The sequence below is a fragment of the Klebsiella sp. RCJ4 genome, from assembly GCF_009025755.1.
In the GTDB taxonomy this organism is placed as follows: Bacteria; Pseudomonadota; Gammaproteobacteria; order Enterobacterales; family Enterobacteriaceae; genus Klebsiella; species Klebsiella michiganensis.
Genome location: NZ_WCIN01000043.1, coordinates 221,346 through 244,880, shown reverse-complemented (window position 1 = coordinate 244,880; position 23,535 = coordinate 221,346). Strand labels below are relative to the sequence as shown.

Here is a 23,535-nt window from a genome sequence, read left to right as displayed (position 1 = left end):
TAGCGGCTTAACACCCTATCCGGCCTACAGATCAAACTAGCGTTCGTCGCGGCGACCGCCGACGGCAGCCCACAGGCGGCGAACGTGAACCGTCACCTCTTCGCGATCGTGATACAGCTGGCGCGCCTGGATTTGCGCGTTGATGCCGTGCTCGTCCAGCTGTTCCTGAATATAGGCCAGGTTGCGCGACAGCTCTTCGTAGCGTTTTTTCATCGGCAGCTTCAGGTTAAAGATGGTTTCCCGGCACCAGCCGTTCACCAGCCACTGGGCCATCAGCGCCGCCACTTTCGCCGGTTTCTCCACCATATCGCACACCATCCACGAAATGTTGTTGCGCGTTGGGCGGTACTTGAAGCCATCTTCGCGCAGCCAGGTCACCTGGCCGGTATCCATCAGGCTTTGCGCCATCGGGCCGTTATCCACCGAGGAGACCCACATATTGCGTTTCACCAGCTGATAGGTCCAGCCGCCGGGGCAGGCACCAAGATCCACCGCGTACATACCGTTCGCCAGGCGCTCGTCCCACTCATCCGCCGGAATAAAGACGTGAAACGCCTCTTCCAGCTTGAGGGTCGAACGGCTCGGCGCATCGGACGGGAACTTGAGCCGCGGAATGCCCATATAGAACGGCGAGTTGTTGTTAGACAACGAGTAACCGGTATAGCAGCAGCCGGGGGCGATAAAGAACACGTGGACCACCGGACGCTTTGGCGTTTCATAGTTGGTCAGCACGCCCGCTTCGCGCAGCGCCGCGCGCAGCGGTACCGTAAACTTGCGGCAGAACTTCATCAGCTCTTTGCTTTCGTTGGTATCGGCAACCTCTACGCGCAGCTCGCCGCCCTTCTCCACCACGCCCTGCAGCATACCGACGATCGGGGAAATCCGGTCTTCCGGCGGCAGGTCGCGCAGCAGTTCGCCAACCACAAACATCTGGCGGGCAAACACCAGCGAGCTGAACGGCAGTTCGCGCACCAGCTTTTCGCCATCTTCGGCCTGGTAGCACTCAAAAATCACATAGCCGGAGTCGTCTTTGACCCGGGCAAAACCAAACACCTCAAGGCGCGAGGCCTTATCGGTAATTTCTGCTGCGCACTCTTTCTCAAACCCAGGGCGACAATAGAGGACAACTTTATTCATGAACAACGCCCTTACGTTTCAGACGAATTGCACCAATTAACATTAATATCCAACCGGCGAGGAAGCAGACGCCCCCAACCGGCGTAACGAACGCCCACAGGCGTAAATGCGAGAGCGCCAGACAGTAGAGGCTGCCGCTAAAAAGAACGGTACCGAGCGCCATAAAGACGCTGCTCCAGTAAAACCAGATGCTGATGCGGCGCTGCATCGCCACCGCCAGGCCAAAAATAGCCAGCGTATGGAATGCCTGATACTGCAGGCCGGTGTGGATCCAGCCCATTTCCGCAACGCCCATCGTTTTACTCAAAACGTGCGCGCCAAAAGCGCCCAAAGCCACAAAGATAAAACCGCTTATCGCGGCGAAAATCAGCATAAAACGGCTGGTCATGTGTTTACCCTACGATGATTTATTGTTCATAACGAAAGCGAAATTTTTCTTGTTCATTAGCCGCTTTTGCCAGAATCCACTGGCGGAAGGCGGCTATTTTACCCAGTTCTGCCTGACTGTCATGACAAACGAGATAAAACGCATTCTTACTGACCAGAACATCATTAAACGGGCAGACCAAACGGCCCGCCTCAATCTCGGACTGCGCCATTACATTGTTGGCCAGCGCGACCCCCTGTCCATGGATTGCCGCCTGCAGCACCATTGCGCTGTGGCTAAATATCGGTCCCTGTTGAACATTAATATGGTTTAGACCTAACTGGCGGGTATAAGTTTGCCAGTCGCGGCGGGAAGCATCGTGCAACAGGGTATGTTGCGCCAGATCGGCAGGCGTTTTCAACGCTTTATCGCCGGTGAGCAACAGCGGTGAGCACACCGGGAGCAGATATTCGGCGTACAGCTTTTCCACCCGCAGCCCCGGCCAGTTGCCGCGGCCGTAAAAAATCGCCACGTCGACATCGTCGGCCAGCTTATCCTCCTGACGGTCCACGGCCTGGATCCTGACGTCGATTCCCGGATAAGCTGAGTTAAAGCTTGTGAGCCTTGGCACCAGCCACTGAATGGCAAAACTGGGGAGCATACTGACGGTTAAGGCCCCTTTTGCGCTTCGGGCCTGGAGCTTGCGGGTCGCTTCGGTGAGCTGCGAAAAAATCTCTTTGATATCCTGAAAATAGCTCTGCCCCTCCTCCGTCAAAAGAAGAGAACGATTGCGTCGACGGAACAGCTTGAGGCCGAGGAAATCCTCCAGGGACTTGATTTGGTGGCTGACTGCGGCCTGCGTCACAAAAAGCTCATCGGCGGCGCGAGTGAAGCTAAGATGGCGGGCGGCTGCATCAAAAACACGTAATGCATTCAGAGGTGGCAAACGCTTGGACATAGTTATTCTGGCTTAGATGTTAAGGCAATTTAACAAACAGGAAACAATAGTTAACCTATTAGTTTTTTTTATCTGAGCTATTATAATTTGTCCGTTGAGCTTCTACCAGCAAATACCTATAGTGGCGGCACTTCCTGAGCCGGAACGAAGAGCTTTTTTTGGAATGCGTGTTCCAACAAGCTTTTGGCTTACGGTTGTGATGTTGTGTTGTTGTGTTTGCAATTGGTCCGGGTTTGCGGACCATGGTAGCTCAGCTACCCCTTTTCACTTCCTGTACATTTACCCTGTCTGTCCATAGTGATTTAATGTAGCACCGCACTGCGCGGTGCTTTTTTTTGCCTGCTATACCGAAATCACTTATCCAGTTCGCCCAGCTGTTTTACGTCAGAACGGTTAATCTGCTGCTTGTTACCCCAGGCATCTTTGTACGAAATCATGCCAGTATCATTATCCGTTTGCGGTTTGCCGTCGGTCACGATGGTGCGCCCATCGTTGGTATGCATCACGTAGTTGGAGGAGCAGGCGCTCAGGCCAAAGGTCAGCACACAGGCAGAAATAATTGCGGCAGTCTTATTCATTTTCATCTTTCTCTCCTTTCGACTATTTATACTGTTTATGATTCGTTCTGTACCAGGTTAAAACGCAAACCCAACACTATTCAGCATAACTATCTTTTACCCACCCGAAGCCATATTCAGAAAATTCCAGTCGTTAGCAGAAACCTTGTATCACCCGCCGATTTGCGCGACGATCCTGATATCGATACGAGGAATCTCATGAACGCATTCAACCCCGTCCAATTTCGCGCCCAGTTCCCGGCGCTGGCCGACGCCGGCGTCTATCTTGATAGCGCCGCGACAACCCTCAAACCGCTGGCGGTCATTGAGGCCAGCGACCAGTTCTATCGCCTTAGCGCCGGTAACGTCCACCGCAGCCAGTTCGCCACCGCCCGTCAGCTAACCGAACGCTATGAAAACGCGCGCGAACGGGTGGCGACGCTGCTCAACGCCCCTTCCGGCCAGGATATCGTCTGGACGCGCGGCACCACCGAAGCCATTAATATGGTGGCGCAGAGCTACGTGCGCCCGCGCCTGAAACCCGGCGATGAGATTATCGTCAGCGAAGCAGAGCATCACGCCAACCTGGTGCCGTGGTTAATGGTTGCCGGGCAAACCGGCGCGCGGGTGGTGAAGCTGCCGCTGGCGGGCAACCGCCTGCCGGACGTGGCGGCGCTTGGCGCGCTTATCACGCCGCGCAGCCGGGTGCTGGCGATTGGCCAGATGTCCAACGTCACCGGCGGCTGTCCGGATCTGACGCTGGCAATACGCCAGGCCCGCGCTGCCGGGATGGTGGTGATGGTCGACGGCGCGCAGGGAGCGGTACATTTCCCGGCGGACGTCCAGGCGCTGGATATCGACTTTTATGCTTTTTCAGGCCATAAGCTCTACGGGCCGACCGGCATCGGCGCGCTGTATGGCAAAAGCGAACGGCTGGCGGAGATGTCGCCGTGGCTCGGCGGCGGAAAAATGATTACCGAAGTCACCTTCGATGGCTTCAAAACCCAGCCCGCCCCCTGGCGCTTCGAGGCGGGAACGCCCAATATCGCCGGGGTGATCGGCCTGAGCGCGGCGCTGGAGTGGCTGGAGGAAACGGACATCGCGCAGGCGGAAAACTGGAGCCGCGGCCTGGCGACGCTGGCGGAAGACGAGCTGGCGAAACGTCCGGGTTTCCGCTCCTTCCGCTGCCAGGACGCCAGCCTGCTGGCGTTTGATTTTGACGGCGTTCACCATAGCGATATGGTGACGCTGCTGGCGGAGTCGGGGATCGCGCTGCGCGCCGGTCAGCACTGCGCCCAGCCGCTGCTGGCGGCGCTTGGCGTCAGCGGCACGCTACGGGCCTCCTTCGCGCCTTATAACACGCAAGACGATGTTTACGCGCTGGTGCACGCCGTGGACCGCGCTCTGGAAATACTGGTGGATTAATGACGACTTCTCACCCTTTTGGTACCCGCATCACCGAGGCATCTCTACGGCAGACCTTTACCCCGCTCAGCCAGTGGGAAGATAAATACCGCCAGCTGATTTTACTGGGTAAGCAGCTTCCCGCGCTGCCGGACAACCTGAAAGCGCGAGCCAAAGAGATTGCCGGTTGTGAAAACCGCGTCTGGCTGGGGCACGTCGTTGACGCCGAGGGCAAGCTGCATTTCTTCGGCGATAGCGAAGGCCGCATCGTGCGCGGCATGCTGGCGGTGCTGTTGACCGCCATAGAAGGCAAAAGCGCCGCTGAGCTGCTGGCGCAGGATCCGCTGGCGCTATTTGATGCGCTGGGGCTGCGCGGCCAGCTGAGCGCCTCGCGCAGTCAGGGGCTCAGCGCCCTGAGCGAAGCGGTGCTCGCCGCCGCCCGCGAGGTTGAGGTTTAAGCTTATCCCGGGGGCGGCGCTTGACGCGCCTTGCCCGGGCTACAGGTTCATGCGGTTTTGTCGCCCGGACAGGTGCGCAGTTTTGTAGCCCGGGTAAGGCGCCTGCGCCGCGACCCGGGAATTTACGCCGTCTGCCGCTCCGCCTTCGCCAGCATTTTCTTCAGCGCGTGGGAGACGGCGACAAAACCAAAGGTCGCGGTCACCATCGTCGCGGCGCCAAAGCCGGATGCGCAGTCCATTCGCTTCGGCCCCTCAGCGGTGCTTTTCATCGCACAAACGCTGCCGTCCGCCTGCGGATAAACCAGCGCTTCGGTGGAAAACACGCAATCCACGCCGAGCTTACCTTTGCTGTTCTTGACCACCCCAAACTGGCTCTTCAAACGCTCACGCAGCTTTGCCGCCAGCGGATCCTGGATGGTTTTCGCCAGATCGGCGACCTGAATTTGCGTCGGATCGATTTGCCCGCCCGCGCCGCCGGTGGTCACCAGCGGAACCTTATGGCGACGACAGTATGCGATTAGCGCCGCTTTCGGGCGCACGCTGTCGATGGCGTCAATCACGTAGCTAAAACCAACGCCAAGATACTCGGCGACGTTTTCCGGGGTGACAAAATCGTCCACCACCGTGACCCGGCACTCGGGGTTGATCAGGCGAATACGCTCCGCCATCACCTCGGCCTTCGCCAGGCCAACGTTGCCGCCAAGGGCGTGGATCTGGCGATTGGTGTTGGTCACGCAGACATCATCCATATCGATCAGGGTAATCGCGCCAATTCCGGTTCTCGCCAGCGCTTCCGCCGCCCATGAGCCTACGCCGCCGATGCCGACCACGCAGACGTGCGCGTCGGCAAAACATTGCAGCGCCTTTTCACCATATAAACGCGCCGTGCCGCCAAAACGCTGGCGCCAGGCATCGCTGATTACAACAGACATAAAACCTCAGAATTAGTGGACATTCCCGGGTCGCGGCGCAAGCGCCTTACCCGGGTGACAAAATCAGCCGTAGCCCCGGTAAGCGCAGCGCGACCGGGGAAAAGAACCGGCGCACTAGCCGCTAAAGACGTTGCCCGCGCCCGGGGCGTTTTTCAGCACCCATACGCGGCCGTAGTGGTTATACCAGCCGGCACGATGCCCGGCATCCGGGCCAATGCCCTGGTAAATATCGAAGTGCTGGCCTTTAATCGCCCCGCCAACATCGAGAGCCACCATTAAACGCAGCTCGTACTGGCCGTTAAACTTGCCGTTATTATCCAGCAGCGGCACCTCCGCCAGCAGCGTGGTGCCGGCAGGAACAATGGAACGGTCGGAAGCCACCGATGCCCGGCCGATCAACGGCACCGCGCTGGCGCCTTTCACCGGCGCAAAAGACTGCGGTTTAAAGAAGACGAACGACGGGTTCTGCTCCAGCAGCTCACGGACTTCCGCCTCGCTGTGTTTTTCGCCCCATTCGCGGATCGCCTGCATCGACATATCTTCGCGCTTCACTTCCCCGCGGTCGATCAGCACTTTACCGATGCTGTAGTACGGCCAGCCGTTTTTCCCGGCATAGCTGAAGAAGTTCAGCGGCGAGCCGTCGCCAAAGTCAATGTAGCCGCTGCCCTGCACGTCCATGATGAAGTTATCCATCAGCGAGTTGCTGTAGGCCAGGATGTAGTTGTCGCTCAGAGCGCCGGCGTAGATGCTGGCGCGGGACGGCAGCTTGCCGCGCTTCGGCGGCATCCGGTAAATCGGGTACTGGAACTCGCCCTGGCGAGTATGGCGCGCCTGCACCACCGGCGTGTAGTAGCCGGTAAACTGGACGTTACCGTAGTTATCCGTCCCCTGCATCTGCCAGGCGTCGATACCAAACTGGCTCAGCGTGCGGGTGTCGCCGCCGGAACGCAGCCACTCCTGAATCGCATTGTAGACGTTGCTCTGGCTGGTGTAGAGGCGCGGAGAGGCGCTACGAATCTGTCTCACCTGCTCGGAGAAATCGCCGGCGTTGATCGGCGAGCCGACCGCATCAGGCTGGTTAACCAGTGAAAACGGCTGGGTGAGTTTACCTTCATTATACTGCTGACCGCGATCGGTCGGTTTTGAGGAACAGGCGGCCAGCATTGCCAGCATTGCGCCTGTTACTGCGTATTTTGCCCAACGTCCTTTCATGGTATCTCTTCTTTATGCTGCTAAGCCCGGGTGCGTGATGAAGATAACAAACCCCCAGGGCTAATGAAATGCGCTTCGGCACCGCAAAGGCAGTTTTGCGCAAAAAATAGGCTGGAAGTGATTCTATATGCACCATTTTTTACAAAATTGATGATTTCTGCCAAAAAGGGTTGCATCAAAACGTTAGCGGAGTATAGTGCGCTTCCACGGACGCGGGGTGGAGCAGCCTGGTAGCTCGTCGGGCTCATAACCCGAAGGTCGTCAGTTCAAATCTGGCCCCCGCAACCAATTAAAATCAGAGAAGTAACGTTACTCGATGGAAGAGTAATGACGGACGCGGGGTGGAGCAGCCTGGTAGCTCGTCGGGCTCATAACCCGAAGGTCGTCGGTTCAAATCCGGCCCCCGCAACCAATTAAAATCTGATGCAAGTTTACTCGATGAAGAGTAAAGACGGACGCGGGGTGGAGCAGCCTGGTAGCTCGTCGGGCTCATAACCCGAAGGTCGTCGGTTCAAATCCGGCCCCCGCAACCAACATCATAAACACCCTCAAGGGTGTTTTTTTGTTTCTGCGCTCCGCAAAATCTTATGCCTGATTCAGGGAACGGCGCAGCGCCGCTCCCCGGCCCTTTCTCAGCCCTTTGGCAACACAATATTGCTCGCCGCCAGCATGCCCATCTCGTGATACATCGCGCAGGCCGCTTCCACGATCGGCATCGCCAGCGCCGCGCCGCTGCCTTCGCCCAGACGCATCCCCATATTCAGGTAGGGCTCCAGTTCGAGATGCATCAGCGCCGTACGCGCGCCCTTCTCCGCCGAATAGTGGGACGGGATCAGATAGGGCTTCACTTCCGGCGCAATTCGGCACGCCGCCAGCGCCGCCGCGTAGGAGAGAAAGCCATCGAGCACCACCGGCAGGCCGCAGGAGGCCGCGCCCAGCATCACGCCCGTCATCCCCAATAAATCAAAACCGCCCACTTTTGCCAGCACGTCGAGACCATCGTTCGGGTCAGGCCGGTTGACGGCGATAGCCCGGCGCACCACTTCCACTTTATTAGCGACCTTCGCCAACGGCAGATTAGCGCCAATCCCGACCACCTCCTGGGCATCGCTGCCGGTCAGAACGCTGACAATCGCCGCCGCCGGGGTGGTATTGGCCATTCCGAGCTCCCCGACGCCAAACAGGGTGACGCCATCCTGCGCCAGCCCTCGGGTATAGCGCATCACCTCCAGCAGCAGCTCTTCCGCCTGGCCGCGGCGCATTGCCGGACCGACGGCGATATTGCCGCAGCCGCGCGCCACGCGCATGTTGATAACGCCCGGTATCAGCTCAGCATCGATCCCGACATCAATCACGTGCATTTTCGCGCCCGCCTGCGCCGCCAGCACGCAAACGCCGGTTTTCCCCAGCGTCATATTCGCCGCCTGGATGGCGGTCACCGCTTTCGGCGAGATGGCGACCCCTTCGTCCCACACGCCGTGGTCGGCGCACATCACCAGCAGCGCCTTCTTTTTCACCTGCGGCACGCCGTCAAGACCGGGCATGCCCGCCAGCTGTACGGCAAGATCTTCAAGGCGTCCAAGGCTTCCGGGCGGCTTCAGCAGGCCGTCGATATGAAGCCGGGCGCGCGCCATCGCGCTTTCATCAGGCGCCGGGATCGCGCCCAGTAGAGAGGTTAAGCTTTGCATAGAGGTTCTCGTCTTGTTGGCTGGCTCATGGCAGAGCCAGCAGGAAGAATAACGCCCGGTACGGCGCGCCTGGCCTATTTGATTTTTACGCCAATGCCCGACACCACCAGCCACACCTCGTCCGCCGCCGCCGCCAGGCGCTGGTTAACGCGCCCGGCGATGTCGCGGAAATGGCGGGCCAGACGGTTTTCCGGCACAATCCCCATCCCCACCTCGTTGGTCACCAGCACCACGCGGGCCGGGCAGCGCTGGCAGGCGGCAATCAGTACCGCGATTTCGGCGTCGATCGCCCGCTCCATCGCCGCATAATCCCAGTCGTCCGGCGCGCTGTCGCCCCCCAGCGCAAACAGCAGGTTGGTTACCATGGTGGTAATGCATTCCAGCAAAATCGCCTCCTCCGGGGCGATATCCGGGGTGATCAGTTCATCAAGCTGCTGCCAGCGCTCGGCGGTGCGCCAGTGCGCGGGCCTGCCGTCGCGGTGGTGCTGGATCCTCGCCGCCATCTCGTCATCAAAGATCTGCGAGGTGGCGATATAGAGTACCTGCGGCGCATGGGCGATCAGCGCTTCGGCATGGCGGCTTTTACCGCTGCGCGCCCCGCCGGTCACTAAAGTCAGCATACGGGCTCCTGATGTTGGCGCATGATGGCGTAGATTTTTTCGATATCAATATGCTGACGCATCGCGTCCGCCAGCAGATCGAACTGGCGAGATTTATACTGCGCATACTCGAAATCGCTATCCAGCGCCGCCAGCCCTTTACGCTGGCGCAGGCCGTTAACCAGCGCGCGGGTAAATGCATCGCTATCGAACAGGCCGTGCAGATAGGTGCCAAACGCCAGGCCGTCATCGCTGACCGCGCCGTCCGCCACATTCTGGCCGCCTTTATGTAATTGCATCAGAGAACGGCAGCCGTCGCGCAGCTCGGTTTCGCCCATATGAATTTCGTAGCCGCTTACCGCCAGCCCCGCCGTTGCCGCCAGCCACGCCGGCAGCGCCGGAGCCAGAGTCGCCGTTACCTGGGTGGTCGTTTTGCTGTGCGCAAAGTGGGTGACGGTATTGAGCAACCCCAGCCCCGGCTGGGTGCCAAGCCCCGACTCCACCTCATCGATTATGGTTTCGCCGAGCATCTGGTAGCCGCCGCAGATCCCCAGCACCGGTACGCCCTGACGCCGGGCCTGCAGTATCGCGTGCGCCATGCCGCTCTCGCGCAGCCAGCCCAGGTCGCCGAGCGTATTTTTACTGCCCGGCAGGATAATCATATCCACGCCCGCCAGCTCCTGGGGCTGGCGAACATAGCGGACGCGGACGTCCGGCTGCGCCGCCAGCGCGTTGAAATCGGTAAAATTGGCGATGTGCGGCACCTGAATCACGGCAATCTCAATATCACGCCTGTCGGTACGCAGATATTTCCCTTTTTGCAGCGCGACGCCGTCCTCATCTTCAAGATCGACGTCCAGCCACGGCATGACGCCGAGCACCGGGACGCCGGTGAGCGCTTCTATCTGCTCGATCCCGGAGTAGAGCAGCGCCACGTCGCCGCGAAATTTATTGATAATCACCCCTTTGACCCGCGCGCGCTCGCGATCGTGCAGCAGCGCGAGCGTGCCGTAGATGGAGGCGAATACGCCGCCGCGATCGATATCCGCCACGAGGATCACCGGGCACTGGGCCATCTCGGCCATGCCCATATTGACGATGTCGCGATCGCGCAGGTTGATCTCCGCCGGACTGCCCGCCCCTTCCAGCACCAGCACATCATGTTCGGCGGCCAGGCTGTTATAAACCGCGAGGATCTGTTCGCGCAGGCGCGGCTTGTATTCGTGATAGCTCACCGCGTCCATATCGGTCGCCACTTTGCCCATCAGCACCACCTGCGCTTTACGGTCGCTGGTTGGCTTAAGCAGCACCGGGTTCATGCGCACATCCGGGGTAATGCCCGCCGCTTCGGCCTGGAAAATCTGCGCGCGGCCCATCTCTTTGCCATCCGGCGTGATACCGGAATTAAGCGCCATATTCTGCGATTTAAACGGCGCGGTGCGCTGCCCGTCCTGATAAAAGATGCGGCACAGCCCCGCGACCAGCACGCTTTTGCCGACGTCGGAAGCGGTGCCCTGTAACATAATTGCCAGCGTCATGACGCCTCCTTCATCGCGTTGTTTCGCATCCGCGTAAAAAATTCTTCTTCGGTTTTACACAGCGGCAGCCCGAGCTGCGCGTGCAGTTTCACCAGCCACGGCTGGGTGAGCCCGGCCTGGGCCATCAGTTCGCTGCGGGCAAACACCTCCCCGGGTTCGCCATGCGCCAGCACTTCGCCGCGGCGTAACACGTAAACCGCATCGCTGATTTCATAGATCAGATCGATATCGTGGCTGGAGATCGCCACGTGGTTGCCCCGATCGGCAATGCGCTTAATGATGTCGATCATCTGCGCGCGCCCCGAGGGATCGAGCCCCGCCGTAGGCTCGTCGAGCAGTAAATAGCGCGCCTGGAGCACCAGCGCGCCGGCTATCGCCACGCGCTTTTTCTGCCCGTGGCTCAGGCACTGAATCGGCTGGTGACGAAACCCCTGGGCATCGACGAGAGTCAGGGCATCGTCCACCCGGCGGGCAATTTCCTCTTCCGCAACCCCCAGGTTACGCAGGCTAAAGGCGATATCGCTGTCGATATCGGTATAGAAAATCTGCTGGTCCGGGTCCTGGAAAACGGTCGCCACCTGCTGACGCAGCGCCAGCAGGCCGCGTTTGCTGTAATCCAGCGGTTTTCCCTGCCACAGCACCGCCCCGCTCTGCGGGCGCAGCAGACCGCTCAGGTTCATAAACAGCGTGGATTTTCCGCAGCCGTTCGCCCCCACCAGTCCGGTCACCGCGTGACGGGAAAAATCCAGCGTCAGCCCCTTCAGCACCGGCTCGTCCTGATAGCGAAACCAGAGATCGGTCGTGGCAAGCATACTTATCCTTAGAGGTGAAAGTCACCCTGATACAGTTTGATATCCAGCGTGGTGCTCATCTGCTGGTAGCGGATCATCACCCGGGTAAACAGCAGCCCTACCAGCATCGCCAGCGAACGATAGCCCTTCGGCACGCTACGGTAGCCAAAACGTAATGTTTGCGCACGATGAATCGCCAGCGCTTCGTCTAACAGAATAAAAATAAAGCGCCAGGTTAGCAGAATTTGCTCGGTCAGCAGCCGCGGCACCCGCCCGCGCTTGAGCAGCACAATAAGCTGCGGGAACGGCAGATTCAGCACCAGCCAGAAGGTAGAGGCCAGCGCCGCCAGGCTGCGCCAGAAGGTCTGATTGGCGGTCGTTAGCCCCTCCGACGTAATGCCCAGCCAGACGCTGCCCAGCGGCAGGCTCACCAGCAGATCCTGCGGATTGCGGCTGACGCTAAACAGAATGGTCAGCACGCCGATCAGCAGGAAGCCAAACGGCAGCGCCATCCAGCGGCACCAGCGCCACGGCGAGACCCGCAGCAGCCAGCAGGTTAAGGCGGCAATCAGCGCCATTTCGATACCCTGCCCCAGCGGAGGCAGGGTAAAGGCCAGCACCATCAGCAGCAGCCAGAACAGGAACTTGCGCTCCGGCGCGACGTGAAACCAGCGGCTCTGATAGCTGAGTCGGTCAAACCCGGTCATCACGGCGCTGTCTGCCTTTGCTGTAGCCCAGAATATAGAAAATCACCGCCGCGCCGAGGGAGCCCTGGAGCGTAAACAGCAGGCTCTCAATTTCTCCACTCGCCGGTTCGTACAGCGGCTGGAACCACGGCTCATAGTGCGGCGCGACCACCTGAATCTGGCTCTCCGCCTCGCCGTCCGAACCGCCAAACTCGCCGCCGTGATCGACAAAGAACGGCAGGATCACCAGCGCCACCACCATGGCTAACAATATCAGCGTCTTTTTCATGTTAATGCCCCTGTGCGGTAATCAGCTGACGTTTGGTCAACTGGTCGTAGATCATGACGGTTAACAGTCCTTCAGCAATGGCGATCGGGATCTGGGTCAGGCAGAAGATCCCCATAAACTTGACGATCGATCCGGTCGCGCCGGCGGTCGGATCCGGGAAGGCCACGCCGAGCTGTACGGAGGTGACAAAGTAGGTCACCAGATCCGCCAGCATCGCGCAGAGAAACACCCCGACATCGCGGCGAATGCCCGCGCGGCAGGCCATTTTCCACACCATATAGCCGACCACCGGCCCGATTACCGCCATCGACATCCCGTTCGCGCCGAGCGTCGTCAGCCCGCCGTGCGCCAGCAGCAGCGCCTGGAACAGCAGCACGATGGCGCCAAGGATCGCCACCACGCCAGGCCCGAAGAGAATCACCGCCAGGCCGACGCCGGTCGGGTGCGAACAGCTGCCGGTCACGGAAGGAATTTTCAGCGCCGAGAGGACAAAAATAAACGCCCCGCACAGCGCCAGCAGCACCTTCTGGTTGTTATCTTCCTGCACGATGCGGCGCAGGCGCACCAGCCCGTACCACAGGCAGGGTAAAAACAGCAGCCACCATGTCAGGGCCCACATCGGCGGTAAAAACCCCTCCATAATGTGCATCGCGAAAGCCTTTTCGGGTACCACTATCAGCAATAGCGCCGCAGCTAACCCGCTGAAAGACAGCTGTTTTAGCTGTTGTTCAAGTTTCATTCTGCATACTCCCACTGTTTATTGACCAGAATGGTCGAGAAATAGGGCAGCGGCTGGTCGTCGCTGACGTCACGGAGATGGCGCCAGCACTGCTCGCCCGGCAGCGTGGCTTCGGACATCATCAGCGCGGCATCCAGCAGACCGTTTTTCGCCAGCAGCGCTTTGATGCGGGGAAACCGCCCGTACACTTTCATCAGCACCAGGCTTTCATGCTGGCGCAGCGCCTGCTCGATTTCCGTTTCCGGCGCGGTGCAGGAGATCACCGCCAGCGACTGCTGCTCCATAGCCAGCGGCGTTTGCGAACGCGCGGCAATGGCGGCGAAAGAGGTGACGCCGGGAACAATCTCCAGCCACTCCGGGCTGCCGATACGCTGGAGTAAGAACACCCAGGTGCTGAACAGCATGGCGTCGCCGAGGGTAATAAACCCGACCTGCTTGCCCGCCTCCACTTCCTGCACCAGCGCGGCGGCGACCTCATCCCATACCGCCTCTTTTTCCGCGCTGTCGGCGCTCATCGGGAAATGGCAGCAGCGCACTTCGGTCCGTTCGCCGATATACTCCCGCACGATGGAGAGCGCGAGGCTGTCGCCGCCTTTACGTCCGGCGGGGGCGTAGAGAATGTCCAGCTTGCCCAGCACCCGCGCCGCGCGCACGGTGATCAGGTCGGCGGCGCCAGGGCCGGTACTCAGGGCATACAGCTTGCCGCTCATGCCGCCTCCTCCATCGCCAGGCTCAGCGCCTGCTGCAGGTGAGCGACGAACATTGCGCGCACCGCCGGATTCTCTCCCAGCCCGTTCAGCCACGGCGTCGCCGTGATACCGGCGGCGTTGAACAGCGTTTTCCAGGAGTCCTCTTCGTCCGAGGCCATATCGTTAATGGCGTGATCGCCGGCCACCAGCATCAGCGGCATCAGGTGCACGCCCTTCACCCCCTGCCGGCGCAGGCTGTCGATAAGAATATCGACTTCCGGATAGCTCTCGACCGCGCCGACCCGCGCCGGAAACCCCTTCGCCGTCATCATATGGTCCAGACAGGCGTAGGCGGCGAAAGCGTGATGGCTGGCGCCGTGGCCCATAAAGACCACCGTTTCATCGGCGGCAAGCGGCGGCATCTGCTGGCGCAGCGCCTGCATCAGCTGGACATAATCGTGATGGCTGCTCAGCAGCGGCGCCCCCAGCGTCAGGCGGAGGAACAGCGGGCGCAGGCTTTGCACTTCGCGGACGATCTTTTCATATTCATCGCCGTTGATAATGTGCAGCGACTGAATCGCCACATCCTGGTAGCCCTGCTCGGCCAGCTTCTGCAACGCCTGCAGCGGCGTATCAATCTCGATACCGTCGCGCTGCTTGAGCTTGCGGATAATCATCCCGGAGGTGAAGGCGCGAAAGGTGTCGCGGTCCGGGCAGCTGGCCGCCAGCTCGCGCTCGCAGGCGACGATATTCTTTTCACAGGTGTCGGGATAGCTGGTGCCAAAACTGACCACCAGAAGCGCTTTTTTCATTTCGGACTCCTTAAGCAGCGGCCAGCCAGCGCGCTAAGCGCCGGGCAAAGGCAGCCTGACTTTCCAGTAATTCTTCACCGGTCACCAGCGGTGCCGGGCGCGTAATCACGATGCAGGGGATACCGGCATCCAGACAGGGTTGTACTTTTTCCTGATAGCCGCCTTCGGCGCCGGAGGCCTTGGTGATCACCACATCGGCCCGGCACTGGCGGTAGAAAGCGGCGTTGAACTCGGCGCTGAACGGCCCGCACAGGGCGAAGATCTCGCCAACGCCGAACCCCAGTCCGGCGCACTGGGCAATGACATCGGCGACCGGCAACACCCGGGCCAGCAGCGTTTTTTCGCCTAATCCCGCCCGCCAGCGCGCCAGATCTTTGCTTCCGGTGGTGAGCAGCACGCGAGGACCGAAGCGCCGGGCGACCTCGCAGGCCTGTTCAATGCTCTCCACGGTATAGAGCAGCGGATGCCTCAGGCCGCTCAGCTGTTCAGGGCGCTGATAGCGGCTCAGCAGCACGCCGGCGGTTTCGCAGGCCCGGACGATATTGCGGCTCACCGCTTCGGCGTAGGGGTGCGAAGCATCGATCACCCAGCGGGTCCGGTTAGCCTTCAGCCAGGCGATCATCTCCTCCAGCTCGAGGCGCCCGCAGCGCACCTGGCCGCGAATGTCTCCCGCCAGCTGCTGGCCGGTGGGCGTCGCCACCGACAGGGTGTATTTAACCTGCGCCGCGTCAAGCTGCTGGCACAGCGCCCGCGCGTCGCTGGTTCCGCCCATCACCAGCACCTCGCCGTGGCTCACAGCACGTAGCCTCGCGGGGTGATCATCAGGCCATCCTGGATATACGTCGCTTTGTTGCCAACGATCACCAGGCTGGTCATATCGACCGGTGCAAAATCCATCTCCCCCAGGGTGGTCAGCCATTTCTCCTGTTTTTTACGTCCGGCGGACTTCACGACCCCCACCGGAGTCTGCGCGCTTTTGCTGGCCGACAGCAGCTCAAAGGCGCGCGCCAGATGGCCCTCGCGGCCGCGGCTGCGCGGGTTGTAAAAACAGATCACGAAGTCGGCTTCCCCGGCGGCGACAATACGTTTTTCAATCACCGGCCACGGTGTCAGCAGGTCGCTGAGGCTGATATGGCAGAAGTCGTGCATCAGCGGCGCGCCCAGCAGCGAGGCGGCGGCTATGCTGGCGGTCATCCCCGGGATCAGGCGGACTTCCACATCCAGCTTCTGCTTGCTGACCAGCTCAAGCACCAGTCCGGCCATGCCGTAAATACCGGCGTCGCCGCTGCTGATCAGCGCCACGTTATGCCCGGCCTGCGCCAGCTCAATCGCCGCCTGGCAGCGCTCAATCTCTTTGCACATCCCGGTTTTGATCACCTGCTTATCGCCGGTAAAGGCTTTCACCAGGTGCGTGTAGGTTTTATAGCCAACGACGATTTCCGCCGCCTGCAGCGCTTCAATGGCTTCCATGGTCATCATGGACTGCGAGCCAGGGCCGATTCCGATTACGCTTAACATCAGTGTGAAACTCCCAAAGTGATAGTGACGCCCTGTTCGCGCAGGGTTTCGCCCAACAGTTGCCCATGGCTCAGCAGCCAGGCCGCCGGGCCGGATACGCTCCCCACGCCGACGGTTTTTCTGACGAACGATGAGGCGGGAAAATGGTGCTCATGCTCGCGCAGCGCATCAGCGGGAAAGGTTTCGAACGGTACGCGACAGCAGGAGGCCAGCTGAATCAGCCCCTGCTCGTGCTTCTTCAGCGTGACGCTGCCGATGGCTTTCAGCGCCAGCGGATCCAGACGCTGCGCCTCAAGCTGGCGCGCCAGCAGCGCTGCTAACAGCGGGAATGGCGTATCGCGACGGCAGCCAATTCCGGCGACCACCCGCTGCGGCACCAGCTTCCAGTGCGGCACGGCGATGGCCGGCAGCTCGTTGCGCAGCGTGACGCAGACCAGCGCGTCCAGCTCGGGAAGCTGGTGCAGATCGGTCACGGTGATAAATCCCCGCCGGTCGCAGCGGCTGACGTCTTCATCCAGCTCGTCGTCCCACCACAGGCCGACGCGCTGCTGGCTGACCAGCATCTGGTTGACGGTTTTCACCGCCGCGCGGAAATCGCTCATCCGGGCATTAAGCTGGAATGCCAGGGTATCCAGCGCCGCCATCTCGTTGACGTCGGTGGCGGTGGTGATCACCGGGTCGGCGCCGAGCATCCCGGCCAGATAGCGGCTGAGGGCATTCGCGCCCCCCGCGTGGCCGGAAAGCAGGCTAATAACGTGCTGGCCGCGCTCGTCAATCACCACTACCGCCGGGTCGCTGAACTTGTCATTCACCAGCGGGGCCAGCACGCGTACCGCGATCCCGGTGGCGCCGATGAAAATCAGCGCCGAATAGCTGCTGAAGGCCTCGCGCGCGGCGCTGGCAAAACCGTTTTCAAAGGGGAGAAACCCCTCTTCCAGCAGCTTCTCGCTGGTAAAGCAGGTTAACGGCAGCATCGCCGCCAGCCGTTTCGCCAGCCGCACGCCGCCAGGGGTCAGGCAGAAAAGCGCGATTGATTCAGGCTTTACGGTATTCATGGCTAAAGTCCGCCGCGTAGAGTTTTGAGTAGTGATACTCAGAGCCCAGGAAATTCCCGACCAGAATGAGCGCCGTTTTGCGGATCCCCGCCTCGCGCACCTTGTCGCCGATATCCGCCAGGGTACCGCGTACGGTCTGGCTTTCCGGCCAGGTCGCTTTGTAGATCACCGCCACCGGCGTGGTTGCCGGGTAGCCGCCTTCCATCAGGCGCTCCGCCACCCGGTGAATACGCTGTACGGAAAGGTAAATCGCCATCGAGGTCTGGTGGCTGGCAAACGACTCAAGCTGCTCGCGCTCCGGCACCGGCGTGCGCCCTTCGAGGCGGGTAATAATCAGGCTCTGGGAGACTTCCGGGACGGTGTATTCGACGCCCAGCTCCGCCGCGGCGCCCAGAAACGCGCTGACGCCCGGCACCACCTGCCAGTCGATGCCGCGTTTGGTCAGCTCTTCGCCCTGCTCGCGGACCGAGCCGTACAGCGACACGTCCCCGGTCTGTAAACGCACCACCGTTTTCCCGGCTTTAACGCCGGCTTCCATCAGGTCGAGAATTTGCGCCAGATGCAGTTCGGCGCTGTCGTGACACTCGGCGCCGGGCGGACAGTACTCCAGCAGCGCGGTGTTTATCAGCGACCCGGCGTAGATCACCACCTGGGCCTGCTGGAGCAAGCGGTAGCCCTTGAGGGTAATCAGCTCACGGTCGCCCGGCCCTGCGCCAACGAACCACACACAACGGGGGTCAAATGTCTCAGCCATGGTTTTCTTCCTTCTGACAGGCGATAACAAAAACGGGATTATTCGGTTTGAAATAGTGGCCGCTGCCCAGCGCGGTCAGCGATGAAACGTTCAGCTGCAGGCAATCAACCTGTTCGATTCCCTTCAGCCGCAGATAGTCGAGAGCGGCGTTCAGGTTCTCCTGCAGGATAAAGGTCATCACCAGGCGACCGCCGGGGTAGAGCTGCTGCCACGACCAGTCAATGAGCTCGTCGAGGCGGCCGCCGCTGCCGCCCATAAAAATGGCGTCGGCCCGCTCGGTGATCACCATCGGCGCTTCGCCGGGCAGGATCTCAATGTTGCCGCAGGCGAAATGCTGGCGGTTTTCGTCCAGCAGCTGCAGGGCCGCGGGATTGCGTTCGACCGCCGTTACCTGCAGCGAGGGGTACTGCAGCGCCGCCTCAATCGACACGCTGCCGGTACCGGCGCCGATATCAATCAGGTGGCTTGCCCGGTGTAGCTCAAGTTTGGCCAGCGCCAGCGCGCGAACCGCCTCTTTGGTCATCGGCACCTTCTCGCCGCGCAGAAAAAGCTCATCTTTCATCGAGGATCACCACCGCGTTCATCTCATATTCGCCGTCGACCTCACTGACCGGTAGCCAGCGGATCCGCTCGTTATCCATCGCCAGATTTTCGCCAATCACCATCCAGCGATACCCTTTACCCCGCGCCGCCAGCTGGGCGGCGATTTCCCGCGGCCCGCAGCGCCCGTCGGTCACCATCGCCACCTTGCGCTGGCGAGCCAGCTCATCAAAACAGACGTCCCGCCCGTGGCTGCTGGTCAGCCAGATATCGTTCATATCGATACCGGCCTTCGCGCAGAGATACTGCACCGCGCTGATGCCGGGGATAATGCGCACGCGCTCGATGCCAAAGTGGGCTATCAGCCGCGTACCGATGCCGTAAAACAGCGGGTCGCCGGAGGCCAGCACCACCACCTTCTGCGCGTCGCGTTCGCCGAGCCATACCAGCAGTTCGGCAATATTGGCGCCCAGCGCAAACCGTTCGCCGTCAAACTCAGGGAACTGCTGTAAATGCCGCTTGCCGCCCACCAGCGCGTCCGCGCTGGCGACCGCGTCCCGCGCCGCCGGCGTCATCAGATGCAGGCCTGACGGGCCCATGCCGACCACCGTTAACATGACATCTCCCGCGCAATCTCGGCGATCGGGCGATTGCTGCCGAGGACCTTGTTATCAAAGGAGAACATGATGGCGTCGCAGACGGGCGGCGTTTTGGTAAAGCGCAGCATCTGCATCACCCGCAGGCAGATGCGTTCGGCAAGATGATGATAGATATGCTGAAAACCGTACGCGTCGATGTGCTCCATCGCCGCTTCGGTGGTATCGCATTCGCTCACCAGCTGCAGCAGCGCCAGCGGCGCGCCCAGCAGCGCCAGATGCGCGACCAGGGTTTCCATCCGCGCATCGGCGATATGGCTGTGGGTGTGGAAGATCCCGGCGGCGACTTTAATCAGCTTGCCGGGATGGCCAATCAGCACGATCTGGCGGAACCCCAGGCGCACGGCCTCTTCAATCATGTAGCCGACAAAGTTGCTCATGGTGACCACCACCTGCGCATCAATGCCCATCTGCTCGCGTACGAAGCGCTCGCCGTGGTTGCCCGGCACCAGCACCACCCGCTCCAGCCCCGCCGCGCGCTTAATTTCCAGCTCCAGCGACAGCGAACGCTTCCAGCTCTCCTCCGACATCGGCGTCACGATACCGGTGGTGCCGATAATCGAGATGCCGCCCAGGATCCCCAGCCGCGAGTTATAGGTTTTCTGCGCCCGCGCCTCGCCTTCCGGGGCGAAAATCTCTACCGTCGCCCCGCGCGACGGGCCAATCGCCTCGCGCACCGCCGACTCGATGGTGTGGCGCGGGGTGCGATTAATCGCCGGGCTGCCGATGGGCAGGCCGATCCCTTTGCGGGTGACCGTGCCGACGCCTTCGCCGCCGCGCAGGGTAATCTCGCCGGAATCGTCGAGCGTCACGCGGGCGAAAATCAGCATCCCGTGGGTGGCGTCAACGTCATCGCCGCCGTCTTTACGGATGGCGGCGATCGCCTGCTGCCCTTCAACGTGCGGCGACTCGACGTTAAGGCACAGGGTGATGCCGGAAGGGGTGACAATGGAGACCTGATGAATCAGATGCTGACGCATCACCATCAGCGCCGCGACCTTTGCTGCCGCCGTGGCGCAGGATCCGGTGGTATAGCCTTTGCGCAGCGCCTTGCCGTTGTGCCATACCGGGGCGTCAAAGGATTGCTCGCTCATCGCGCCCCCTGTAAGTGGTACAAAATGGCGTTGACGATGGCGGCGGCGACGTTGCTGCCGCCTTTACGACCCAGCGCGGCGATGCCCGGCAGGCCGCTCTGCGTCAGGGCCTCTTTCGACTCCGCCGCGCCGACGAAACCGACCGGCACGCCAATCACGCCGTTGACCGCGACGTCATGCTCCAGCAGACGAAACAGCGCGGTGGGCGCATTGCCGAAAACAAACACCTTCTCGCCCTCTTCGGCGACCGCGATATCAACCGCCGCCATCGAGCGGGTCATCCCCTGCGCTTTGGCCTCCGCCACCACCCGCGGATCGCTGATATAGCAGCGGCACTCGCCGCCGAATTTCGCCAGCAGGGTTTTATTGATCCCGGACAGGGCCATGGTGGTATCGGTATAAAGCGTGCAGGGCTGGCTCAGGGCGGCGCTCAAGCGCGGAAGCACGTCGGGCGAAAACCACAGGATATCCAGCCAGTCAAAATCAGCGGTGGTGTGGATTACCCGCTTGATAATGGCTTCGTGCAGCGGACTGGCAAAGCGGTAGTCCGGGCGGGTCTGCGCAATAATATCGCCAATAATGTCGAAGCTTTTCGCCTCAATCGCCTGCGGTTGCTGGATATAGTGCATTCATTTGTCCTCAGGCAGCGCCGACCAGCCAGTACCGGACCGCCATAAATAGCGCCAGCGCCAGGGTCGAAGACACCCACATCAGTCGAATCGTTCGGGAAATATCGTCTACGGAAATATCGCGCGTCGCGTCGCCGATCCACGGCTTCTCCACGCGCTGTCCAAAGTAATCGTTAGGGCCGCCAAGCCGGATGCCGAGCGCCCCGGCGACCGCCGCTTCCGACCAGCCGCAGTTCGGGCTGCTGTGGTTGTAGCGGTCGCGCCAGCCGATGCGCAGCGCGCGGCCGCCCGCTTCACCGCAGAGGAGAGCCGCGAGGCTGATAAGCAGCCAGCTCAGGCGGGCGGGGATAAAGTTGGCGACATCATCGAGGCGGGCGCTGACCATGCCGATGGCCCGATATTTTTCATGCTTATAGCCGACCATCGAATCCAGGGTGTTGACCGCTTTATAGGCCATCGCCAGCGGCGCGCCTCCCAGCAGCAGGAAGAAGAGCGGCGCGATAATGCCGTCGACGGTGTTCTCCGCGACGGTTTCCACCACCGCGCGATTAATCTGCTGCGGCGCAAGCTGCGACGTGTCGCGCCCAACGATCCACGACAGCTTGATACGGCTCTCCGCCAGATCCCCCGCGCGCAGCGGGCGCTCGACGTCCCGCGCCGACTGCGCCAGGCAGCGTCCGGCCAGCACGGTGAAAATCATCCATACCTCAACCAGCCAGCCAAGCCACGGATGAATCGTCCGAGCCAGCGCCAGCACGCCCCAGCAGACGCTCCACGTTAGCCCGACCACCACCAGCCACATCACGGCGCCGCCGACGCGCAGGGCGACATCGCTGCGGCAATAGCGGCGCACGCCGCGCTGAACGGCGGCGATCAGGTTGCCAATCCAGCGCACCGGATGCGGCCAGCTCTGCGGATCGCCGATGATAAAATCGAGGAGCCAGGCAACGCCCCATGCCAGCAGCGTCATAGCGCGCTCCTTGCCGCAGCCAGCCAGTGGCTGAGCATGATGGGACGCTGCGCAAAGTGCAGGTGCAGATAGCTGGCGAACGTGTTGCCCACCTGCCAGCCGCCCGACCACTGCTGAAGGGTCATACCGTCGCGGACTTTGCGGCAGGCCAGGACCGCCGGGATCTCAGGGGTAAAATCCGAGTAGTGAAACTCATGCCCGCGCAGGGTTTCGCCGGGCGCCGCCAGCAGCGTTTGCCGCATCGCCCGCGCCTCGCAGTAGCCAAAGCGGGTAAGCCGTTTGCCCATCTTGCTGTGGCCGGGAATCAGATTGGCCATTGGATAGATGTCGCCGCTGGCGTCTTCAAGGGTGCTGCCGAGATACATCAAACCGCCGCACTCGGCGTAAATCGCCACCCCGCGCCGGTGCGCCTCCCGCAGCTGCGCCAGCATCGACGTATTGGCCGCCAGCCCGGCGGCATGAATTTCCGGATAGCCGCCGCCGAGCCAAATCATCTGGCACGGCGGAAGCTCGCTATCGCGCAGCGGGCTGAAGCGCACGATATTCACCCCGCAGCGTTCAAGCAGCGTAAGGTTATCCGGGTAGTAAAAGTTGAAGGCTTCGTCGTCGGCCAGCGCCAGCGTCAGGCCCGCGCCGGCGTCGGGCGACGGCAGCGGGGGCCACTCCCCGGCGGGTAGGGCGGTGAGCTGGCTAAGAGCCAGGAGCCGTTCAATATCCAGCGTTTGCGCCAGCGTTTGGGCAAAATCGCGCCACGGCTGCTGATTGACCAGCGACTCGCGGGCGGTGACCAGCCCCAGATGGCGTTCAGGTAACGCCACCCCTTCTACTCGCGGTACGTAGCCGAGCACCGGCAGCCCGCAATAGCGTTTAATGGCGCCTTTGAGAAGCTGATAATGGGATTCGCTGTTGACGCGATTAACGATAACGCCGGCGATATTCAGGCTGGGGTCGAAGTGTTGAAATCCCATCACCGTGGCGGCGATGGAGGTGGAAACCGCTTTGCCATCTACCAGCAAAATAACCGGACAGCCGAGCTGTTTAGCCATCGCGGCGGTGCTGCAGTAGTCAGGGTCGGTACCGAAGCCGTCATACAGCCCCATCACGCCCTCAATGACCGCGATATCCGCCCGCTGCATCCGTTCGCAAAACAGCGCATTGAGCACCGGTTCCGGGAGCATAAAGCTGTCGAGGTTGCGGGAAGCGACGCCGCTGACGGCGGTGTGCCAGCCGGTATCGAGGTAGTCCGGGCCGACTTTGCAGGGCTGAACCCGCATACCGCGCTGCTTCAACAGGCTGAGCAGACCAAGCGTAACGGTGGTTTTACCACAACCGCTGCCGGTACCTGCGAGAATAAATGCGTGCTGCCTGGCTGCCATACCCCGATCCTGTGCCGGGTGGTAGGGCTGCGTGCATTCCCAGTCTTTCGACTGTACGCATCTGAGCAACCCACTTCCCACCGAAGT

27 protein-coding genes and 3 tRNA genes are annotated in these 23,535 nt (G+C 61.1%); 5 read left to right on the top strand and 25 right to left on the bottom strand.

The annotated features are described in order from the left end of the window. Positions 1-36: 36 nt before the first annotated feature. From rlmM to F8562_RS24040, 4 genes are all read right to left on the bottom strand, one after another. Positions 37-1,137, bottom strand: coding sequence for a 23S rRNA (cytidine(2498)-2'-O)-methyltransferase RlmM (gene rlmM, locus F8562_RS24055; RefSeq protein WP_014226619.1), 1,101 nt, complete (start codon positions 1,135-1,137; stop codon positions 37-39). Further along, a complete protein-coding gene (locus F8562_RS24050) occupies positions 1,130-1,525 on the bottom strand; it encodes a DUF423 domain-containing protein (protein WP_004853688.1) in 396 nt (131 codons plus the stop codon). The genes rlmM and F8562_RS24050 overlap by 8 nt, the downstream gene beginning before the upstream one ends. Positions 1,526-1,544: 19 nt before the next feature. Continuing rightward, entirely contained in the window at positions 1,545-2,462 is a 918-nt protein-coding gene (gene gcvA / locus F8562_RS24045; RefSeq protein WP_004114967.1) for a glycine cleavage system transcriptional regulator GcvA, read from the bottom strand. Between the two features lie 353 nt (positions 2,463-2,815). Further along, positions 2,816-3,040: a YgdI/YgdR family lipoprotein gene (locus F8562_RS24040; RefSeq protein WP_014226620.1), complete on the bottom strand. Its 225-nt coding sequence runs from the start codon at positions 3,038-3,040 to the stop codon at positions 2,816-2,818. Positions 3,041-3,238: 198 nt separating this feature from the next. Between F8562_RS24040 and csdA the strand changes: the two genes are divergently transcribed. Both csdA and csdE read left to right on the top strand, forming a co-directional pair. Beyond that, positions 3,239-4,444, top strand: coding sequence for a cysteine desulfurase CsdA (gene csdA, locus F8562_RS24035; protein ID WP_014226621.1), 1,206 nt, complete (start codon positions 3,239-3,241; stop codon positions 4,442-4,444). Next, the gene (gene csdE, locus F8562_RS24030) at positions 4,444-4,881 is read left to right on the top strand and encodes a cysteine desulfurase sulfur acceptor subunit CsdE (protein ID WP_014839393.1); all 438 of its coding nucleotides are present in this window, start codon (positions 4,444-4,446) and stop codon (positions 4,879-4,881) included. Before csdA ends, csdE begins: the two co-directional genes overlap by 1 nt. Before the next feature lie 122 nt (positions 4,882-5,003). Here csdE and tcdA read toward each other — a convergent pair whose 3' ends face one another. Both tcdA and mltA read right to left on the bottom strand, forming a co-directional pair. Then, positions 5,004-5,813 (bottom strand): tRNA cyclic N6-threonylcarbamoyladenosine(37) synthase TcdA, encoded by an 810-nt coding sequence (tcdA, locus tag F8562_RS24025; protein WP_009651598.1) that lies wholly within the window; start codon positions 5,811-5,813, stop codon positions 5,004-5,006. 114 nt (positions 5,814-5,927) lie between these two features. Further along, a complete protein-coding gene (gene mltA / locus F8562_RS24020) occupies positions 5,928-7,025 on the bottom strand; it encodes a murein transglycosylase A (protein ID WP_004124438.1) in 1,098 nt (365 codons plus the stop codon). A gap of 211 nt (positions 7,026-7,236) precedes the next feature. Between mltA and F8562_RS24015 the strand changes: the two genes are divergently transcribed. The 3 genes from F8562_RS24015 to F8562_RS24005 all read left to right on the top strand — a co-directional run bounded on the left by F8562_RS24015 (position 7,237) and on the right by F8562_RS24005 (position 7,558). Continuing rightward, positions 7,237-7,313, top strand: a tRNA-Met gene (locus F8562_RS24015). Positions 7,314-7,360: 47 nt separating this feature from the next. Continuing rightward, positions 7,361-7,437 (top strand) — tRNA-Met (locus F8562_RS24010). Positions 7,438-7,481: 44 nt separating this feature from the next. Continuing rightward, a tRNA-Met gene (locus tag F8562_RS24005) sits at positions 7,482-7,558 on the top strand. A gap of 99 nt (positions 7,559-7,657) precedes the next feature. Here F8562_RS24005 and cobT read toward each other — a convergent pair. The 19 genes from cobT to F8562_RS23910 all read right to left on the bottom strand — a co-directional run bounded on the left by cobT (position 7,658) and on the right by F8562_RS23910 (position 23,448). Beyond that, the gene (gene cobT / locus F8562_RS24000; protein ID WP_014839394.1) at positions 7,658-8,713 is read right to left on the bottom strand and encodes a nicotinate-nucleotide--dimethylbenzimidazole phosphoribosyltransferase; all 1,056 of its coding nucleotides are present in this window, start codon (positions 8,711-8,713) and stop codon (positions 7,658-7,660) included. A 74-nt stretch (positions 8,714-8,787) separates the two neighbouring features. Next, positions 8,788-9,333: a bifunctional adenosylcobinamide kinase/adenosylcobinamide-phosphate guanylyltransferase gene (cobU, locus tag F8562_RS23995; RefSeq protein WP_004853703.1), complete on the bottom strand. Its 546-nt coding sequence runs from the start codon at positions 9,331-9,333 to the stop codon at positions 8,788-8,790. Next, the gene (locus F8562_RS23990; RefSeq protein WP_049103275.1) at positions 9,327-10,850 is read right to left on the bottom strand and encodes a cobyric acid synthase; all 1,524 of its coding nucleotides are present in this window, start codon (positions 10,848-10,850) and stop codon (positions 9,327-9,329) included. Before F8562_RS23990 ends, cobU begins: the two co-directional genes overlap by 7 nt. After that, entirely contained in the window at positions 10,847-11,662 is an 816-nt protein-coding gene (locus F8562_RS23985; RefSeq protein WP_014226625.1) for an energy-coupling factor ABC transporter ATP-binding protein, read from the bottom strand. Before F8562_RS23985 ends, F8562_RS23990 begins: the two co-directional genes overlap by 4 nt. An 8-nt stretch (positions 11,663-11,670) precedes the next feature. Then, entirely contained in the window at positions 11,671-12,348 is a 678-nt protein-coding gene (locus F8562_RS23980) for an energy-coupling factor ABC transporter transmembrane protein (RefSeq protein ID WP_014839396.1), read from the bottom strand. Beyond that, positions 12,335-12,616 (bottom strand): energy-coupling factor ABC transporter substrate-binding protein, encoded by a 282-nt coding sequence (locus F8562_RS23975; protein WP_004133685.1) that lies wholly within the window; start codon positions 12,614-12,616, stop codon positions 12,335-12,337. Before F8562_RS23975 ends, F8562_RS23980 begins: the two co-directional genes overlap by 14 nt. Position 12,617: 1 nt before the next feature. Continuing rightward, positions 12,618-13,355: a cobalt ECF transporter S component CbiM gene (gene cbiM / locus F8562_RS23970; RefSeq protein ID WP_014839397.1), complete on the bottom strand. Its 738-nt coding sequence runs from the start codon at positions 13,353-13,355 to the stop codon at positions 12,618-12,620. Further along, a complete protein-coding gene (locus F8562_RS23965) occupies positions 13,352-14,065 on the bottom strand; it encodes a cobalt-factor II C(20)-methyltransferase (RefSeq protein ID WP_014839398.1) in 714 nt (237 codons plus the stop codon). Before F8562_RS23965 ends, cbiM begins: the two co-directional genes overlap by 4 nt. Further along, the gene (gene cbiK, locus F8562_RS23960; protein ID WP_014226628.1) at positions 14,062-14,856 is read right to left on the bottom strand and encodes a sirohydrochlorin cobaltochelatase; all 795 of its coding nucleotides are present in this window, start codon (positions 14,854-14,856) and stop codon (positions 14,062-14,064) included. The genes F8562_RS23965 and cbiK overlap by 4 nt, the downstream gene beginning before the upstream one ends. A 10-nt stretch (positions 14,857-14,866) precedes the next feature. Continuing rightward, positions 14,867-15,652, bottom strand: coding sequence for a cobalt-precorrin-6A reductase (locus tag F8562_RS23955; protein WP_014839399.1), 786 nt, complete (start codon positions 15,650-15,652; stop codon positions 14,867-14,869). After that, positions 15,649-16,374 (bottom strand): precorrin-3B C(17)-methyltransferase, encoded by a 726-nt coding sequence (locus F8562_RS23950; RefSeq protein ID WP_004105101.1) that lies wholly within the window; start codon positions 16,372-16,374, stop codon positions 15,649-15,651. The genes F8562_RS23955 and F8562_RS23950 overlap by 4 nt, the downstream gene beginning before the upstream one ends. Then, complete coding sequence (cbiG, locus tag F8562_RS23945) at positions 16,374-17,429, bottom strand: cobalt-precorrin 5A hydrolase (RefSeq protein WP_014226630.1); 1,056 nt, start codon at positions 17,427-17,429, stop codon at positions 16,374-16,376. Before cbiG ends, F8562_RS23950 begins: the two co-directional genes overlap by 1 nt. Then, a complete protein-coding gene (locus tag F8562_RS23940; protein WP_014226631.1) occupies positions 17,410-18,183 on the bottom strand; it encodes a cobalt-precorrin-4 methyltransferase in 774 nt (257 codons plus the stop codon). Before F8562_RS23940 ends, cbiG begins: the two co-directional genes overlap by 20 nt. Next, positions 18,176-18,745 (bottom strand): decarboxylating cobalt-precorrin-6B (C(15))-methyltransferase, encoded by a 570-nt coding sequence (locus tag F8562_RS23935; RefSeq protein ID WP_014839401.1) that lies wholly within the window; start codon positions 18,743-18,745, stop codon positions 18,176-18,178. Before F8562_RS23935 ends, F8562_RS23940 begins: the two co-directional genes overlap by 8 nt. Continuing rightward, a complete protein-coding gene (locus F8562_RS23930) occupies positions 18,735-19,340 on the bottom strand; it encodes a cobalt-precorrin-7 (C(5))-methyltransferase (protein ID WP_014839402.1) in 606 nt (201 codons plus the stop codon). Before F8562_RS23930 ends, F8562_RS23935 begins: the two co-directional genes overlap by 11 nt. Continuing rightward, positions 19,334-20,473: a cobalt-precorrin-5B (C(1))-methyltransferase CbiD gene (gene cbiD / locus F8562_RS23925; protein ID WP_014839403.1), complete on the bottom strand. Its 1,140-nt coding sequence runs from the start codon at positions 20,471-20,473 to the stop codon at positions 19,334-19,336. The genes F8562_RS23930 and cbiD overlap by 7 nt, the downstream gene beginning before the upstream one ends. Beyond that, entirely contained in the window at positions 20,470-21,102 is a 633-nt protein-coding gene (locus tag F8562_RS23920; protein WP_004133657.1) for a cobalt-precorrin-8 methylmutase, read from the bottom strand. The genes cbiD and F8562_RS23920 overlap by 4 nt, the downstream gene beginning before the upstream one ends. Positions 21,103-21,112: 10 nt before the next feature. Further along, on the bottom strand, positions 21,113-22,072 hold the full coding sequence (gene cbiB, locus F8562_RS23915) for an adenosylcobinamide-phosphate synthase CbiB (RefSeq protein WP_014839404.1): 960 nt from the start codon (positions 22,070-22,072) through the stop codon (positions 21,113-21,115). Then, positions 22,069-23,448, bottom strand: coding sequence for a cobyrinate a,c-diamide synthase (locus tag F8562_RS23910; RefSeq protein WP_014839405.1), 1,380 nt, complete (start codon positions 23,446-23,448; stop codon positions 22,069-22,071). The genes cbiB and F8562_RS23910 overlap by 4 nt, the downstream gene beginning before the upstream one ends. Between the last annotated feature and the right edge of the window lie 87 nt (positions 23,449-23,535).